Origin of the sequence: Streptacidiphilus sp. MAP12-33 (genome assembly GCF_041261265.1) — a bacterium.
In the GTDB taxonomy this organism is placed as follows: Bacteria; Actinomycetota; Actinomycetes; order Streptomycetales; family Streptomycetaceae; genus Streptacidiphilus.
Window position 1 is genome coordinate 1 of sequence record NZ_JBGCCA010000038.1, and the last position, 16,175, is coordinate 16,175.

Annotated in this window: 10 protein-coding genes and 1 rRNA gene; 7 read left to right on the forward strand and 4 right to left on the reverse strand. The window is 71.9% G+C overall.

All coding sequences use genetic code 11. The features are described from left to right. A 5S ribosomal RNA gene (gene rrf, locus ABH931_RS31365) occupies window positions 1–105 on the forward strand; the annotation flags it as partial. A 56-nt stretch (window positions 106–161) separates the two neighbouring features. On the opposite strand, the gene ABH931_RS31370 is transcribed toward rrf, so the two are convergent. Then, a complete protein-coding gene (locus tag ABH931_RS31370; RefSeq protein ID WP_370120810.1) occupies window positions 162–1,316 on the reverse strand; it encodes a benzoate/H(+) symporter BenE family transporter in 1,155 nt (384 codons plus the stop codon). Window positions 1,317–1,352: 36 nt separating this feature from the next. Between ABH931_RS31370 and ABH931_RS31375 the strand changes: the two genes are divergently transcribed. Together ABH931_RS31375 and ABH931_RS31380 are read left to right on the forward strand one after the other, a co-directional pair. Beyond that, window positions 1,353–1,919, forward strand: coding sequence for a helix-turn-helix domain-containing protein (locus ABH931_RS31375; RefSeq protein ID WP_370120813.1), 567 nt, complete (start codon window positions 1,353–1,355; stop codon window positions 1,917–1,919). Between the two features lie 79 nt (window positions 1,920–1,998). Then, a complete protein-coding gene (locus tag ABH931_RS31380; protein ID WP_370120816.1) occupies window positions 1,999–2,901 on the forward strand; it encodes a phosphatase PAP2 family protein in 903 nt (300 codons plus the stop codon). Here the strand turns inward: ABH931_RS31380 and ABH931_RS31385 are convergent. Next, on the reverse strand, window positions 2,882–3,451 hold the full coding sequence (locus ABH931_RS31385) for a GPR1/FUN34/YaaH family transporter (protein ID WP_370120819.1): 570 nt from the start codon (window positions 3,449–3,451) through the stop codon (window positions 2,882–2,884). The genes ABH931_RS31380 and ABH931_RS31385 overlap by 20 nt on opposite strands. Window positions 3,452–3,659: 208 nt before the next feature. Then, window positions 3,660–6,266, reverse strand: a complete 2,607-nt coding sequence (locus ABH931_RS31390; protein WP_370120822.1) for a cellulase family glycosylhydrolase — start codon at window positions 6,264–6,266, stop codon at window positions 3,660–3,662. 156 nt (window positions 6,267–6,422) lie between these two features. Here ABH931_RS31390 and ABH931_RS31395 point away from each other — a divergent pair, with 156 nt between their 5' ends. Then, window positions 6,423–7,181 (forward strand): DUF817 domain-containing protein, encoded by a 759-nt coding sequence (locus ABH931_RS31395; protein WP_370120825.1) that lies wholly within the window; start codon window positions 6,423–6,425, stop codon window positions 7,179–7,181. Window positions 7,182–7,224: 43 nt separating this feature from the next. Next, on the forward strand, window positions 7,225–7,479 hold the full coding sequence (locus ABH931_RS31400) for a nitroreductase/quinone reductase family protein (RefSeq protein ID WP_370120828.1): 255 nt from the start codon (window positions 7,225–7,227) through the stop codon (window positions 7,477–7,479). Between the two features lie 10 nt (window positions 7,480–7,489). Here the strand turns inward: ABH931_RS31400 and ABH931_RS31405 are convergent, their stop codons facing one another. Beyond that, window positions 7,490–10,186, reverse strand: coding sequence for a SpoIIE family protein phosphatase (locus ABH931_RS31405; protein WP_370120831.1), 2,697 nt, complete (start codon window positions 10,184–10,186; stop codon window positions 7,490–7,492). A gap of 396 nt (window positions 10,187–10,582) precedes the next feature. On the opposite strand from ABH931_RS31405, the gene ABH931_RS31410 reads away from it, so the two are divergent. Together ABH931_RS31410 and ABH931_RS31415 are read left to right on the forward strand one after the other, a co-directional pair. Continuing rightward, entirely contained in the window at window positions 10,583–15,118 is a 4,536-nt protein-coding gene (locus ABH931_RS31410; protein ID WP_370121016.1) for a HAMP domain-containing protein, read from the forward strand. Between the two features lie 373 nt (window positions 15,119–15,491). Further along, window positions 15,492–16,142, forward strand: coding sequence for a response regulator (locus ABH931_RS31415; RefSeq protein WP_370120834.1), 651 nt, complete (start codon window positions 15,492–15,494; stop codon window positions 16,140–16,142). Window positions 16,143–16,175 lie beyond the last annotated feature (33 nt).

Consider the following 16,175-nt stretch of genomic DNA (forward strand, 5'->3'; position numbering starts at 1 on the left):
AGCGTGAGGGAAACGCCCGGTTACATTCCGAACCCGGAAGCTAAGCCTCACAGCGCCGATGGTACTGCAGGGGGGACCCTGTGGGAGAGTAGGACACCGCCGAACAACTATTACAGTGAAGCCCCCTGACCTCCGGTCAGGGGGCTTCACTGCGTTCCGGGTCAGATCAGCAGTCGCAGCGCGAGCCCGGCGGCGAGCGCCCACACCGGCGCCCCGATGCCGTACGCGGATACCCCGGATGCAGCAATGACGAAGGTGAGCACCGCGGCCTCGCGTCCCTTCTCCTCTCCCAGCGCGGACGACAGGGCCGAACCCAGCGTCGGCAGCAGTGCGAGGCCGGCGATGGCTTCGACGAGTTGCGGGGGCGCTTGCGTCAGCAGGACGGCGGAGGCCCCTGCTGTCAGTCCGAGCAGGATGTAGCAGGCGCCGGCGGTGACGGAGGCGATCCACCGGCGGTCGCGGTCCGGGTGGGCGTCCGGGCCGGCGGCCAGCGCGGCCGTGATGGCTGCCAGGTTGACGGCGTAGCCGCCGCCGAATGCCGTTGCCGTCGTACTGATGCCTGTCGCGGTGAGGATGGGGCGTACCGGTGGCTGGTAGCCGAAGTGACGCAGGACGGCGATGCCCGGGATGTTCTGGGAGGCCATGGTGATGACGTAGAGGGGTAGCGCGATCCCGATCGCCGCGGACCAACTGAGCGCGGGTGTCGTGATGTCGACGCGCGGGAACAGGGAACCGGCGGCCCCGCCGAAGTGCAGTGGAGTGCGGACGGCCAGCACGATCAGCAGCGCGACCAGGGCGCCGGGGGTTGCCCACCGACGTGCCCAGCGCATCAGCAGTGCCCAGACCGCGAGCACCGGCAGCATGAGGCCGGGAAGGTGGAAGGCCGCCTGCACAGGGGCGAGGCAGAGCGGAAGCAGCACGCCCGCCAGCAGACCCGTCGCCAGCGAGGGTGGGATCGCGGCGACCAGGCGGCTCAGTCGGGGCCAGAGTCCGGTCAGTGTGAGCAGGAGGCCGCACAGGACGAAGGCGCCCACTGCGGCTCGGTAGCCGCCTGCCGGGACCCCGGCGCTCGCCAGAAGCGCGGCGCCGGGCGTGGACCAGGCGATGCTGATCGGCTGTCGGTACCGGAGGCCGAGCCAGACAGCCAGACCGCCCATGCTGAGGCAGAGCAGCAGGAGTCCGGAGACGGCCTGGTCGCGGTCGGCCCCGACGCCGCGCAGGCCTGTCAGGACGAGGGCGAAGGAGCTGCTGAAGCCGACCACGGCGGTGATCAGTCCCGCGGTGAGTGGTTGGACGGGTATCCGCGCGTGTTCCATAAACGGAACGATAGTCGGCGCGAGATACTCGGCACCATGGAGAATCCCGGACCGTGGTCGGCGGAGGCGGCTGCCGCGACGGGCGACCGCATTCGCGCGCTGCGCGCGCAGCGTGGCATCAGCCTGTCCGAACTCGCTCGGCGTGCCGGCGTCGGCAAGGCGACGCTGTCAGGCCTGGAGACCGGATCACGCAATCCCACCGCGGAGACGCTCTACGCGATCGCGGGGCAGTTGGGCGTGCCGTTGGCGATGCTGCTCTCCACGCCGGGCGAGCCCTTGCGCGTGCCGGAGGTGCGCGGGACAGCGGTGGCCGCCCAGCTGTTGGAGGCCTTCCAGGACGGCGGGGTCAGCACCGAGCTCTACCGGCTGGAGATCCGTCCGGGCTTGTTGCAGACATCGCCCGCGCACCCGGCCGGTGTGGTCGAGTACCTGACCGTCTTCTCCGGCACCGCGCAGGTGGGTCCGGTCGGCGAGCCGGTCGTGGTGCGGGCCGGTGAGCACGCCTCCTGGGTCTCGGATTCCCCGCACACCTACGCCGCCCTGGGCGACGAACCGGTCCGGGCGTCCCTGCTGATCCGGCACCCGCTCCAGCCGCTTGCGTGAACCCGGGCCGACCCGCCCCCGGCGCGCGCGTCGTCCGAGGTAGGCACTACGGTGAGCGCATCGAAAGGGGGTCGGCGCGGTGTTGAACCTCACGCTGAACTGGCAGTCGGCGGGCACGCTGGCGGTGGCGGCCTTCGCCGCCTCGGTGGCCGTGCGGCGCGTCGGCGCGCCGTCGCCGCGGCGGGTCAACGTGGGGCTCGTGCTGCGTGAGGCGGCCGTGGTCGTCGGGCTCTTCGCGATCTGGCAGTACGCCGGGCAGATCTCCGTCATGAGCGGGGACGGCGCCTACGCGCGCGGGGAGGCGATCTGGAACGCCGAGCGGTGGCTCCATCTGCCCAGCGAGGCCAGGGTCCAGGGCTGGGCGCTGCCGCACCCGTGGCTGATCCAGGGAGCCGACTACTACTACGCGTCGCTGCACTTCGGCGCGGTCATCGCGCTGCTGATCTGGCTCTTCCTGCGCCACCGGGAGGCGTATCCCTGGGTCAGGATGACCCTGGTCCTGGTGACGGCCTGGTCCCTGCTGGTGCAGCTGATACCCGTGGCGCCGCCGCGGCTGCTGCCCGACGACGGCATGGTGGACGTGGCGGTCCAGTACGGGCAGTCCGTCTACGGGACGACGATCGGCGGGTTGCAGGCCGACTCCTACTCCGCGATGCCCTCGGTGCACGTGGCGTGGTGCGTGCTGGTGGCCGTCGCGGTGATCAAGGTGAGCCGGAGTCGCTGGCGCTGGCTGGTTCTGGCCCATCCGATCCTGACGGTGGCGGTCGTGGTGGTCACGGCCAACCACTACTGGTTGGACGGGGTGGCCGCGATCGCGCTGTTGCTGCTGGCCTACCTCGTGCAGTGGTACGCGGCCCGGTCGCGGGCCGCGTACCTGCTGCGCCGTGCCGTCGTGAGCGGGGTGGGGGCGGAAGGCGGGGCGGAGGCCCCCCTCGGGTCTCCGCCCGCCCCCGTGCGTGCGGTCAGCGGACGGGGAGATTGAGCCCGGCCCAGGTGCTGCCGCCGAGCGAGATCGTCGCCGCGTACCAGGAGAGCAGGCCCGCCACCGCGGCCACCCAGCCTGCCGTCTTGTCCAGGCCGGAGCTGGTGGCGAAGGCACCGACGGCCCAGAGGATCAGGGCGACGGTGAACAGGCCGTAGACCCCGCGGAGCAGCAGGCTCCCGCCGCGCCACTGCGATGCGGTGAGCGCGAGTGCCAGCAGGGCCCAGAGGATGTAGAAGAGTCCGGCCGCGTTGGCGGACGAGGGTGAGGTCTCCGACGCGACGACCCAGAGGGCGCCGAGGCCGGCGAAGGCGGTGCCGGTGGCGTTGCTGCCGCCGCGGAACTCGAGCAGCCCGCAGATGAACAGGGCGACCCCGCCGACCCAGAGGGTCAGGCCGTGGGTGTCGGCGACGGTGGTGTTGTGGATGACGCCGGTGGAGACGATGCCGACGGCCAGGAGGGTGAGGCCGAGGGCGAGGTAGCCGAGCGATCCCGCTGCGGCACCGAGAGTGAGGGAGCGGTTGTTGGCCACCGCGGCTTCGTTGCTCACGGGGGCTCCTTTCACTGGTGATGCTGGTCGACGGTCGGGTCGGCTTCCGGCCGCCGATGTCCGACAACTGTCCAGTACCCGACAGTGACGGCTCGTCAACATACCGTAATCAGAGTGATATCGAGCAAATGCGAAAATCATCGGCGGAGCCGCTGATGGCAGGTGTAGAGGCCGTGTCCGACGCATTCGCGCCCGGTCACCGGGCCGGTCAGTCGATCGACAGCCGGTAGTCACCGCTGGCACAGCCCGTGATGCGCCAGCCACCCGGCACCTGGCGTACCGTCAGCCGGGCGATGCCCGTGGCCGTCGGCGTGGGCTTGGCCGTTCCCGGATACCAGACGTCCAGGGTGCAGGCCGGTCCCGCGGCGGTCGCCACGGGCGTGGCGCCGGTGAGGGAGAACGCGCCGCTGATGGTGTCGGAGGTCAGGGCGGTGAGCGTGCCTGGCGCCGAGCGCGGGTAGGCGCGCGACAGCACGGCCACGGTCGCGGCCGAAGGGGCCACGTCCTTGCCGGTGGCGCAGTCCACGCCGACGAGGTTGCCGACGACGGTCGCATGCTGGTCGCTCTCGGGGCTGCCGCAGGCCTGCTTCCAGACCCAGTAGGCGTCCCCGATCCTGGCCTGGTCCTCGACGGCGGCGAACCGGTGCAGCATCGCCGGGCTGCCGGACGGGTCGGCCGGGCTGCCCGCGGTCCCGGTCGTGGAGCCGAACCAGCCCCACTCGCCGGCCCACAGTGGCATCCCGTAGGCCTGTGCCTGCTGTTCGGCGAGGGCGAAGCCGCGCTCGACGGAGACCAGCGTCAGCCCGAGCGACTGGTCCATGGTGATGGACTGGCTGTACAGGTGCGGGGCGAAGACCAGGTACGGGTCGGCGCTGAAGCCACGCGGCGGTGCCGCGTCGAAGCCCAGACCGGACCAGAGCACGCTCGGCTCGATGAAGACCAGGTGCGGGAAGCCTCCGGCGACCTGCTGCTCGGCACTCCGGATCGCCTGGACGGCCCGGTTCTCGTAGGCGCCCAGCAGCACCGAGGAGGTGGCGGGCGGATCGTCGCCGATACCGGGCTCGTTGAGCAGCCCGTAGCCGGCGACGGCCGGGTCGTTGCCGAAGGTGCGCGCCAGCATGGCCCAGGCGCTCACGAGTTCGGTCTGGATGCCGTCGGTGTCGTGGTAGAAGGCGGTGAACGCCCGGGTGTTGGCGGGGGTGAGGTCCCGGCTCAGGCCCTGGCAACGGGAGGCGCCGTCGGTGAGGGTGGCCCAGGCCGGCGCGCCGTCGTAACCGAGGGAGGGCGAGCTGCCGCTCGGGCAGCCGGTGCCGGCCGGGGCGGCGATGGCCGCACCCCAGGCGTCCTCGTGCATGTCCAGGTCGGTGTAGAGGCCGTGCCGGGCGGCCATGGCCACGGTGGCCTTGATCCGGTCCAGGTAGGTCTGGCTGTACTGCCCGCGGCTCGGCTCCAGCGCGGACCAGGACAGGTCGAGCCGGACGACGTCGAAACCGAGCGCGGCCATCTGTGCGAAGTCGGAGTCGCCGAGCGGCCGTACGGTCTGGCGGCCGGGTGTCGGCGGGGCGGCGTAGTCGACGAGCTGGTTGACGTTGACGCCGCGGAGCAGCACCTGGCGGCCGTCCACGTCGCTGATCAGTGCGGCGGAGGTCGAGGTGGCCGGGCGGACGGTGAGCGCGGGCAGCGGTGCGTTCGCGGTGGCGCGGGCACCGGCGTCGAGGGTGGGGGTGGTCGTCGCCACGCTCGGCGTGGCCTGCGCGAGCAGCCAGGACCCGAGTGCCAGCACGGTGGCGGAGGCCAGCACGGTCGCGAAGCGGCGCCGTTGCCCGGAGATGACGTCCAGCAGGCGGCTGAACAGCAGCAGCGAGGGGACGACGGCCCAGCCGAAGGCGACGCCGAGGGAGAGCCCGGTGCCGATCCGCAGCGCGGCGTCGGGGACGACGAACAGGTCGGAGCCCTGGAGGTCGCGCGGCAGCGCGAGGAGTGCCTGGACGGTTCCGGCGGCCGCGCCGCCGCCGAGGGCGGCGAGCCAGCCGCCGAGCAGCAGGTCGGCCGGGCGGGTGTAGTCGAACCGCCGCGAGGAGCGGGCCAGCATGATCGCGCCCACGATCGCCGCGGTCACCAGCTCGACGGAGAACCGGGCCGGGCCGAGGTCGAGGCCGAACGGCATCCGCCGCAGGCTCAGTTGCTCGCCGTAGAACGCGGCGGCGGGCGAGCCCTCCCAGAGCATGGGCCCGACGAGCGGGCCGAGCAGGGCGAGCGGGAGCGCCGTCCCGGTCAGGCACCAGCGCCATCCGTAGTGCGGCGGCGTCGGCAGTCGCCTGCGCTTCGGCCCCTCGGGCCGTGGCCGGTACCGGTGCGCGTAGGCGCCGAGGACGGCCGGGACCCAGCCGATCAACGCGACCCGCGAGGCGGGCAGCCCGCAGTCCCACAGGGCGGTCGCCACCAGCGTCCGCGCGCCGCCGTGGATCCCCACGCCCGCGGTCTCCGCGATCATCTGCGCGAGCCGCGCGAGGGCGGTCGCGAGGATGGTGACGCCCCAGAGCCGGAAGACCATCCGCTTGCGTCCGGTCGCGACGGCCGCGCCCCGGAACGACACGGCGGTGCCCCAGGCAGTCACCACCACGAGCACCGGCAGGAAGACCGCGACCCCCGCCACGGACCACACCCCGCGTACGGGCGTCACCTGGAAGGCGGACCACGGCAGCGGCGCGAACAACGAGGTGGGATCGGCGTAGGCCGCGGCCACGCAGACCGCGACCAGCACACCGGCGGTGACGACGGCGGCGAACGGAGCGCGACGGGAGGTGCGGGACACCCGGCCGATGCTAGGGACGCGCGTAGGCGCGCAACAGGGGTCACTCCCGTCTCACAGAAAACCCGACGCTCCCAGACCCGGACAAGCCGGGACGTCCCGGTTGTGAAGGTTTGGCGCAGGGAACCGGGTTCGTCCGCCGGACCGTCCTCGCCTACTGTGCGGCAACTCCTTCGATTCGGCTGGACCCAGGCTCAGTGCTGTACCTTCTCGGTCCTGCTCTTCGCCGGCATGGCGGCGATCCGCGTGGCCCCGGCGTTGCCACTGGCCCGTTACGACCTGCTGCTCGCCTACGGCATCGCGCTCACCGCGCTGATGTGGACGCTCGGGGTCGAGTCCGGCCGCGACGTGGTGGCCGTGCTGGCCTGCCACGTGCTGGGTCTGGCCCTGGAACTGGTGAAGGTCCGGGTCGGCTCCTGGAGCTACCCGGAGCAGGCGCTCAGCAAGATCGGCGGGGTGCCGCTCTACAGCGGCTTCATGTACGCGGCGGTCGGCAGCTACGTCTGCTGCGCCTGGCGCATGCTCCGCCTCCGCGTCACCGGCTACCGCCGCGTCGCCGTCCCGCTGCTCGCGGGCGCGGTCTTCGTCAACTTCCTGACCGACCACTGGCTGCCGGACGTCCGCTGGCCGTTGGCGGCGATGCTGGCGGTCGCGCTGTGGGGCACCACCGTCCACTACACCGTCGGCGGCCGCGACCACCGCATGCCGCTGGCGTTCTCCTTCGTCCTCATCGGCTTCTTCCTCTGGCTCGCCGAGAACATCGCCACCTTTCTGGGCGCCTGGCGCTACCCGTACCAACGCCACGGCTGGCGGCCGGTCTCCACGCACGAGTGGGGCTCGTGGGCCCTGCTGATCGCCGTACTGTTCGCACTCGTACGTCTGCTGGCGCCCGGCGGCCAAGGGCGGGCGGATTCCTGACGGGGTGGAGCACATGTCGGAGCGCCTTCGACGGAACCAGCTGGTGATCGACGAATTCCGGTCCACCGGCGGCCGCCCGAACCGTCCGGGCTGCTACCACAGCCTGCTCGCCGGTCCCGACGCACGGCTCGAGGCCGGGACCGAGGCATACCGGGTGACGGCGTCGGCGTCGGTGGCCGAGGGCGCGGAGCGCGAGCGGCTCCGGGCGGAGCAGGTGCGGCGCACCCCCTGCTTCGAGGGTTTCCAGGAGCGGGCGGTGCGCCTGGTCCCGGTGGTCGTGCTGACGCGTCAGGGCTGAGCGGAGCCGACTACCGCGCCTGGGGCGCCGGGGCGCCCAGGACGCGGAGGGCCAGGATGGCCATGTCGTCGGAGGCGGGGTCGGCGGCGAAGCGTTCCACCGCGCGCAGGACGCGGGTGGCGACGGCGCCGGCGGTGAGGCCGGTGCAGGTGGTGAGGACCTCGGCGAGGCCGTCGTCGCCGAGCATGCGGGGGCCGTCACGGCGTTCGGTGATGCCGTCGGTGACGCACAGGAGGACGTCGCCCGGTTCGAGGACCAGGGTCTCGGTCTCCAGGTCGAGGTCGTCGAGGACGCCGAGCAGGGGCTGCGGCGAGGCCGCGGCGCAGACGGTCCCGTCGGGGCGCAGCCGCAGCGGCAGGGGGTGCCCCGCGCAGACGGTGCGCAGTTCGACGGAGCCGTCCTGGCGCGGGGTCATCTCGCCGTAGAGCAGTGTCAGGAACCGGCCGCGGTCGCCCTCGTCGAGGATGGCGGCGTTCAGGCGCTTCAGCACCTCCGGTGCGGCCAGGCCCTCGCGGGCGAGCAGCCGCAACGAGTGGCGGGCGAGCCCGGTGACGGAGGCTGCTTCGGGGCCGGTGCCGCAGACGTCGCCGATGGCGAAGCCGTAGGTGCCCTCGCGGATCGGGAAGATGTCGTAGAAGTCGCCGCCGACCTCGTTGCCCTCGCCCGCCGCGCGGTAGATGACCTCGACCTCGACGCCGGGCACCCGCGGCACCGCGGGCGGCAGCAGGCTGCGCTGCAAGGCCCGTGAGGTGGCGGTGCGTTCGAAGTACAGGCGGGCGTTGTCCAGCGCGAGCGCCGCCCGGCGCGAGAGGTCCTCGGCCAGCTCCAGGATCTCGCGGCGGAACTTCTCGTCGGCCGCTTTGCCGAGCGTCAGGATGCCGATGACGCGGTTGCGGGCGACCAGCGGCAGTACCACCGTGTCGCCACCCACCGTCGCGGCCGTGGCGAGCGCCGCGCGTTGCGCGGCCGTCTCGCCCGCGCCCTGCGTGCGGGCCCGCAGGGTGGCGCGCAGCGCGGCGTCCTGCGCCGCGTCCGTGGGTGCGGGCCACTCCCGCGCGCCGGGCGTGTTCAGCGGTTCCGGGGGCGCGATGCGTTCCAGCAGGGCGCGCAGGCCGTCGATCTGCTCCTCGTCCTCGTGCAGGACGTAGGCGAGCTCGGGGACGGACGGGTCGACGCCCGTGTACGTCGTGTAGACCGCGCACCAGGAGGCGAGCGTCGGCACGGTCATCTGCGCGACCAGCGCCAAGGTCTGGTCCCGTTCCAGGGTGCCGGCCAGCAGGTCGGAGGCCTCGACGAGGAACGACAGCGAACCGCGCCGCAGCCGCTCCAGCTCCGTCAGCCGCGCGCTCTCGACCGCCAGCGCGATCCGGTCGGCGGCGAACTGCAGCCGCAGCGCGTCGTCGTTGCGGTACTGGCCGGGTGACTGCGCGGCCACGGCGAGGGAGCCGGTCAGCCGGCCCTCGACCTTGAGCGGCACGGTGACCACCGAGCGCAGCCCGGTGCCGCCGAGCAGCGGCACCGCGCCGGGGGAGTCGGCCAGGTCCTCGTGGACGGTGGGGAGCCGGGCGGAGCCGTAGCGGCCGACACCGGACTCGACCGGCACCCGCGCGAAGCGCTGCCGCCCCGACGGCAGGCCGCAGCTGGCGCGCACCTCCAGCTCGGTCTCGTCGTCGGTGGCCAGCAGCAGGTAGGCGGCGTCGCCGTCGAGCAGGTCGCGGGCGCGCTCGACGGTGCGCTGGAGCAGTCCGTCGAGGTCGTCGGGGGCCTGGCCGCCGGTGAGCGGGCCGAGGAAGGCGTCCATGGCCGGTCCGTCCGCGCGGGCGCCGGCTTCCGCGCCACCCCCCTGGGCACCGCGCGAGGGCGTCTGCAGTACCGCGCGCTCCTGCTCGCGCACCAGCAGGCAGACGGTGGAGGGGTTGCCGTGGGTGTCGCGCACGCGCAGGTGGGAGCCGTAGACGCCGAGCAGGCGGCCGTCGCCGCGGCGCATGGCGTAGCTGCCCTCCCAGCGCGACAGCCGCAGCGCCTCGTCGACGCCGAGACCGGTGCCGGGCGTCTGGGGCCAGGCGGCCAGCTCCGCGAACGGGCGGCCGACGGCCTTGACGGCGGGGTGCTGGAAGAGCAGTTCGGCGTCCTGGTTCCAGGCGGAGACCAAACCCTCACCGTCGACCTGCACCACGGCGACGTGGACCTGCTCCTCCGCCTCGGGCAGCAGGGCGTCGGGCGTGAGCGGTCCGGCGGCCCTGGTGCCGGTGGGACGGGTGGGCAGGTGGAGGGTGAACCAGACGCGCTTGTCGGTCGCGGTGTAGTCGACGCCCCAGCGTTTGGCGAGCGCGGCGCAGAGCAGCAGGCCGCGCCCGCCCTCGCGCTCCAACTCGGCGGTGGCGGCGGGGCCCTCCTCGGCGCCGGGGTAGATCGGCAGGGCGCGGCGCGGATAGCGGTCGCCGACCTCGACGCGCACCTGGTCGTCCTGGCGCGCCAGTTCCACCAGGGCGGCGGTGCCCGCGTGCACGACGGCGTTCGTCACCAGCTCGCTGACCAGTACCACCGCGTCGTCGACGACCTCGCCGAAGCCCCAGCCCTGGAGCGTGTCGCGCACGAACGCACGCGCGGCGGCGACGGAGCGGCCGACGGGCTCGAACGTGGCGGCGGCCCGCGCGGTGGCGTCACCCACGAGGCGCCTCCTCCTTCTTCCGGGCTCCCGGCTCACGTTACGCGTCCGGCCTCTGCCGGACGCCGTCGGGCCCGGCTTCACTGGGACAAACACCGACCTGTGCCGTCAGGTTACTGATCCCCGGTACCGCTTGGGGAGCGAAGCCGGTACGTTCGGTGACTCGATCTGCACCTGACAGGCGGGCGGACGGTGTGCGGACGGTGTTCAGCGATGCCGATACCCGTCCATGGCCCTCCCCCAACCCGCCTGGGTCGTTAGATTGTGGGGAAGCGTCCCACGCGCGGCGATCAACGCAACTCTGGAGGCACGCCGGTGGATTCGAGCAGGGCGACGGCGGTCGTGGCGAAGCCCGGCGGCACGCGGCAATCCCGCCGTGGCGGCCCGGGCGCCGACGCGGCCGATCTGCGCAAGCTGCTGACCGCTCTGACGGCCATGCGCGACGGCAACTTCCGCAAGCGGTTGACCGTGCCAGGGGACTCGGTGGTGGCGGAGATCGCCGCGGTCTTCAACCAGGTCGCCGAGCGCAACCAGCACCTGACCGGGGAGTTGGCCCGGGTGCGTCGCGCGGTCGGGCGTGAGGGACGGCTCGGCGAGCGGCTGGAGGTGGGCTCCTGCGAGGGCGCCTGGGCGACGGCGATCGACAACTCCAACGCGCTGATCGACGACCTGGCCCGGCCGATGGCCGAGGTCGGCCGGGTGCTCGGCTCGATCGCCGAGGGTGACCTGCAGCAGCGGATGGAGCTGCGCGCGCTCGGCCCCGACGGCGGCTCGCACCCGTTGCGCGGCGAGTTCCTCAAGGTGGGCCGGACCGTCAACGGACTGGTCGAGCAGCTCTCGGAGTTCACCGACGAGGTGACCCGGCTGGCCGTGGAGGTCGGTACCGAGGGCAAGCTGGGCGGCCAGGCGCGAGTGCGCGGCATGTCCGGCTCGTGGAAGGACCTGACCGACTCGGTCAACATGATGGCCAGCCGGCTGACCGCGCAGGTGCGCGACATCGCGCTGGTCACCACGGCCGTCGCCAAGGGCGACCTGTCGCGCAAGGTCACCGCCCAGGTCGCGGGCGAGATGCTGGAGTTGAAGAACACCGTCAACACGATGGTGGACCAGCTCTCCGGCTTCGCCTCCGAAGTCACCCGCGTGGCGCGCGAGGTGGGCACCGAGGGCAAGCTCGGCGGCCAGGCGCAGGTGCCGGGCGTGGCCGGCACCTGGAAGGACCTGACCGACAACGTCAACCTGATGGCCGACAACCTGTCCGGCCAGGTCCGCAGCATCGCCCAGGTGACCACGGCCGTGGCGCGCGGCGACCTGTCGCAGACCATCGAGGTCGACGCGCGCGGCGAGATCCTGGAACTGAAGAACACCATCAACGCGATGGTCGGCCAACTCTCGGCGTTCGCCGACGAGGTGACGCGTGTGGCGCGCGAGGTCGGCACCGAGGGCATCCTCGGCGGTCAGGCGATGGTGCCGGGCGCGGCGGGCGTGTGGCGCGGGCTGACCGACAACGTCAACTTCATGGCGTCCAACCTCACCTTCCAGGTGCGCAACATCGCGACCGTCTCGACGGCGGTCGCGCGCGGTGACCTGACGCAGCGGATCACCGTGGACGCCCGCGGCGAGATCCTCCAGCTGAAGACGACGCTCAACACGATGGTCGACCAGCTCTCCGCCTTCGCGGACGAGGTGACCCGGGTGGCCACGGACGTCGGCACCGAGGGCCGCCTGGGCGGTCAGGCCCGGGTGCCGGGCGTCTCGGGCACCTGGAAGGACCTGACCAACTCGGTCAACCTGATGGCCAACAACCTGACCAACCAGGTCCGCAACATCGCCGAGGTCACCACGGCCGTGGCCCGCGGCGACCTGTCCAAGAAGATCACCGTCGACGCGCGTGGCGAGATCCTGGAGCTGGTCACCACCGTCAACACCATGGTCGACCAGCTCTCGGTCTTCGCCGACGAGGTGAGCCGGGTGGCCCGGCAGGTGGGCACCGAGGGCATCCTGGGCGGCCAGGCCCGGGTCAAGGGCGTCGAGGGCATCTGGCGCGACCTGGCCGAGAACGTCAACCTGATGGCCTCGAACCTCACCTTCCAGGTGCGCAACATCGCCCAGGTCGCGACGGCCGTGGCCGGTGGCGACCTGTCGAAGAAGATCACCATCGACGCCCAGGGCGAGGTCGCCGCGCTCGCGGACACCCTGAACACGATGGTCGACCAGCTCTCCGGCTTCGCCGACGAGGTGACCCGCGTGGCGCGCGAGGTGGGCACCGAGGGCATCCTGGGCGGCCAGGCCCGCGTCCCCGGCGTCGCGGGCATGTGGAAGGACCTGACCGACAACGTCAACCTGATGGCCGACAACCTGTCCGGCCAGGTCCGCAACATCGCCCAGGTCACCACGGCCGTCGCCAAGGGCGACCTGACCCGCAAGATCGACGTCGACGCGCGCGGCGAGATCCTGGAGCTGAAGACCACCATCAACACGATGGTCGACCAGCTCTCTGCGTTCGCCGACGAGGTCACCCGCGTCGCCCGAGAGGTCGGCACCGACGGACGCCTGGGCGGCCAGGCCCGTGTGCCGGGGGTCGCCGGCACCTGGCAGGACCTGACCGAGTCCGTCAACGAGCTGGCGGGCAACCTGACCCGCCAGGTGCGCGCCATCGCCCAGGTCGCCACCGCGGTGACCCGCGGCGACCTGAGCCTGCGCATCGACGTGGACGCGGCCGGTGAGCTCGACGAGCTCAAGGACAACATCAACCAGATGATCGCCAACCTGCGCGAGACCACCCGGACCAACCAGGAGCAGGACTGGCTGAAGACCAACCTGGCCCGGATCTCCGGTCTGATGCAGGGCCGCCGGGACCTGGAGGCGGTCAGCTCGCTGATCATGAGCGAGCTGACCCCGGTCGTCTCCGCCCAGCACGGCGCCTTCTTCCTGGCCATGCCGGCGCTGCGCAACGAGATGACCGTCGACGCGGGCGAGGAGACGATCGAGCACGACACCGTGCTGCGCCTGATCGGCTCCTACGGCTACCAGCGCCGGGCCATGCCGACCTCGTTCCACCTGGGGGAGGGCCTGGTCGGGCAGGCGGCGATCGAGAAGAAGCCGATCCTGCTCAAGGACGCCCCGCCCGGATACCTGAAGATCGCCTCCGGGCTCGGCGAGGCAGCTCCGGTCAACGTGATCGTCATGCCGGTGCTGTTCGAGGGCCGGCTGCTGGGCGTGATCGAGCTGGCCTCGTTCAACCCGTTCACCAAGATCAGCATGGACTTCCTGGACCAGATCGCCGAGATGATCGGCGTCACCGTCAACACCATCGCGGTCAACACCAAGACCGAGGGCCTGCTGCTGGAGTCCCAGCGGTTGACGGCCGAACTGTCGATGCGGTCGGCGGAGCTGGAGGCGCGGCAGGAGGAGCTGCAGCGCTCCAACGCCGAGCTGGAGGAGAAGGCCGAGCAGCTCGCGGTGCAGAACCGCGACATCGAGATCAAGAACTCCGAGATGGAGGAGGCCCGGCAGGTGCTGGAGGAGCGAGCCGAGCAGCTGGCCCTCTCCACCCGCTACAAGTCCGAGTTCCTGGCCAACATGTCGCACGAGCTGCGCACGCCGCTCAACTCGCTGCTGATCCTCGCCAAGCTGCTCTCCGACAACGCCGAGGGCAACCTCAGCCCCAAGCAGGTCGAGTTCGCCGAGACCATCCACGGCGCCGGTTCCGACCTGCTCCAGCTGATCAACGACATCCTGGACCTGTCCAAGGTCGAGGCGGGCAAGATGGACATCCGTCCGGCCCGCATCGCGCTGGTGCAGCTGGTCGACTACGTCGAGGCGGGCTTCCGGCCGCTGACCGCCGACAAGGGCCTGGACTTCGCGGTGCGGGTCTCGCCGGAGCTGCCGGTCACCCTGCACACCGACGAGCAGCGCCTCCAGCAGGTGCTGCGCAACCTGCTCTCCAACGCGGTCAAGTTCACCGACTCCGGCGCGGTCGAGCTGCTGATCCAGCCCGCGGGCGGCTCCGGCGGCGAGCACCCGGTGCCGCAGGCGATCCGCGAGCAGCTGCTGGAGTCCGGCGCGATCGCCGACCCGGAGGAGCCGCTGATCGCCTTCTCGGTGACCGACACCGGCATCGGCGTACCGCAGAACAAGCTCGGGGAGATCTTCGAGGCGTTCAAGCAGGCCGACGGCACCACCAGTCGCAAGTACGCCGGCACCGGCCTCGGGCTCTCCATCTCCCGCGAGATCGCCCGGCTGCTCGGCGGCGAGATCTACGCCGAGAGCGAGATCGACCGGGGCTCCACCTTCACCCTCTACCTGCCGCTGCGCGAGGCCGCCGAGCACGACGCCGCAGCGGCGGACGGCCACGGCCACGCGGGCACGAGCCCGGCGGAGCTGTGGGCCCAGGAGGTCATCGAGGCGGCGCACGAGCGCCGACGCGCGCCCTCGGTGTCGGCCTCCACCTCGACCGTGTCGCCGACCGTCCCGGTCCGGGCCGACGTGCCCGTGGCGCCGCCGGCGTCGCTGCACCGTCCGGAGGAGATCGAAGCCGGTCCGGAGGAGGGGGCGCGTGAGGGATCCTTCGCGCCGTTCTCGGGCCGGTTCGGCGGCGAGAAGGTGCTCATCGTCGACGACGACATCCGCAACGTCTTCGCGCTCACCAGCGTGCTGGAGACGTACGGGCTCGCGGTGCTGTACGCGGAGAACGGCCGTGAGGGCATCGAGGTGCTGGAGCAGCACGAGGACGTGGAGCTGGTGCTGATGGACATCATGATGCCGGAGATGGACGGCTACGCCACGACCGAGGCGATCCGCTCCATGCCGCAGTTCGCGGGTCTGCCGATCATCGCGCTGACGGCCAAGGCCATGAAGGGCGACCGCGAGAAGAGCCTGGCCGCCGGCGCCTCCGACCACGTCACCAAGCCCGTGGACACCGATCACCTGCTGGGGGTGATGGAGCACTGGCTGCGGGCCAGGCAAGCCTGAGAGCCGATCGTCCAGGCGTGCACGGGACCGGGGCATATGCGTCCGAGCCCGTGCGCGGCCCGGTTGAACGGTGGGTCACCGGGCATCCATCCGGCACCGCACCCCCGGACGATCCGTCAGGAATCGGTTGTCCCCACTCGTCAGGGTGGTGGCTCCGTGACACAGGAACGGGATAAGGTCACTCGGCGTTGCTACCGGTACCGGAACGGTGACCGGAGGCGAGCAGTTCACCGGGTGCGGGCAGTGAGGTGCGGCTAGCATGACCGTCGGCAGGGCAGTGGTGGACACACGAGTGACGTACGAATCCGACACTCACCGGGGGGCGGCGACCGCCGCACCGGCGACAGGACCGGCGCGAGGAGGGCAGGCCAAGGTGCAGAAGGCCAAGATCCTGCTCGTCGACGACCGCGCCGAGAACCTGCTCGCGCTGGAGGCGATCCTCTCCGCGCTCGACCAGACCCTGGTCCGCGCGGGCTCCGGCGAGGAGGCGCTCAAGGCGCTCCTCAACGACGACTTCGCGGTCATCCTGCTCGACGTGCAGATGCCCGGCATGGACGGCTTCGAGACCGCCGCCCACATCAAGCGCCGCGAGCGCACCCGGGACATCCCGATCATCTTCCTCACGGCGATCAACCACGGTCCGCACCACACCTTCCGCGGCTACGCGGCCGGCGCGGTGGACTACATCTCCAAGCCGTTCGACCCGTGGGTGCTGCGCGCGAAGGTCTCCGTCTTCGTCGAGCTGTACATGAAGAACTGCCAGCTCAAGGAGCAGGCCGCGCTGCTGCGCCTGCAACTGGAGGCCGGTCAGGCCCCCGGCGCCGGGCTGCTCTCCGAGCTCTCCGCCCGGCTCGCCTCCGTCGAGGAGCAGGCCGAGGCGCTCACCAAGCAGCTCGCCGAGGGCACCGACCAGGCCGCCGTCGCCACCGCCACGCACCTGGAGCGCCGCCTCGCCGGTCTGCGCCGCGCGATCGACGCCCTGGAGCCGGGCAACCCGAACCGGGGCGGGAACGGCGACGCCTGACGGCGTGTCGTGCTTGACGGGTGGGTGGTCGGC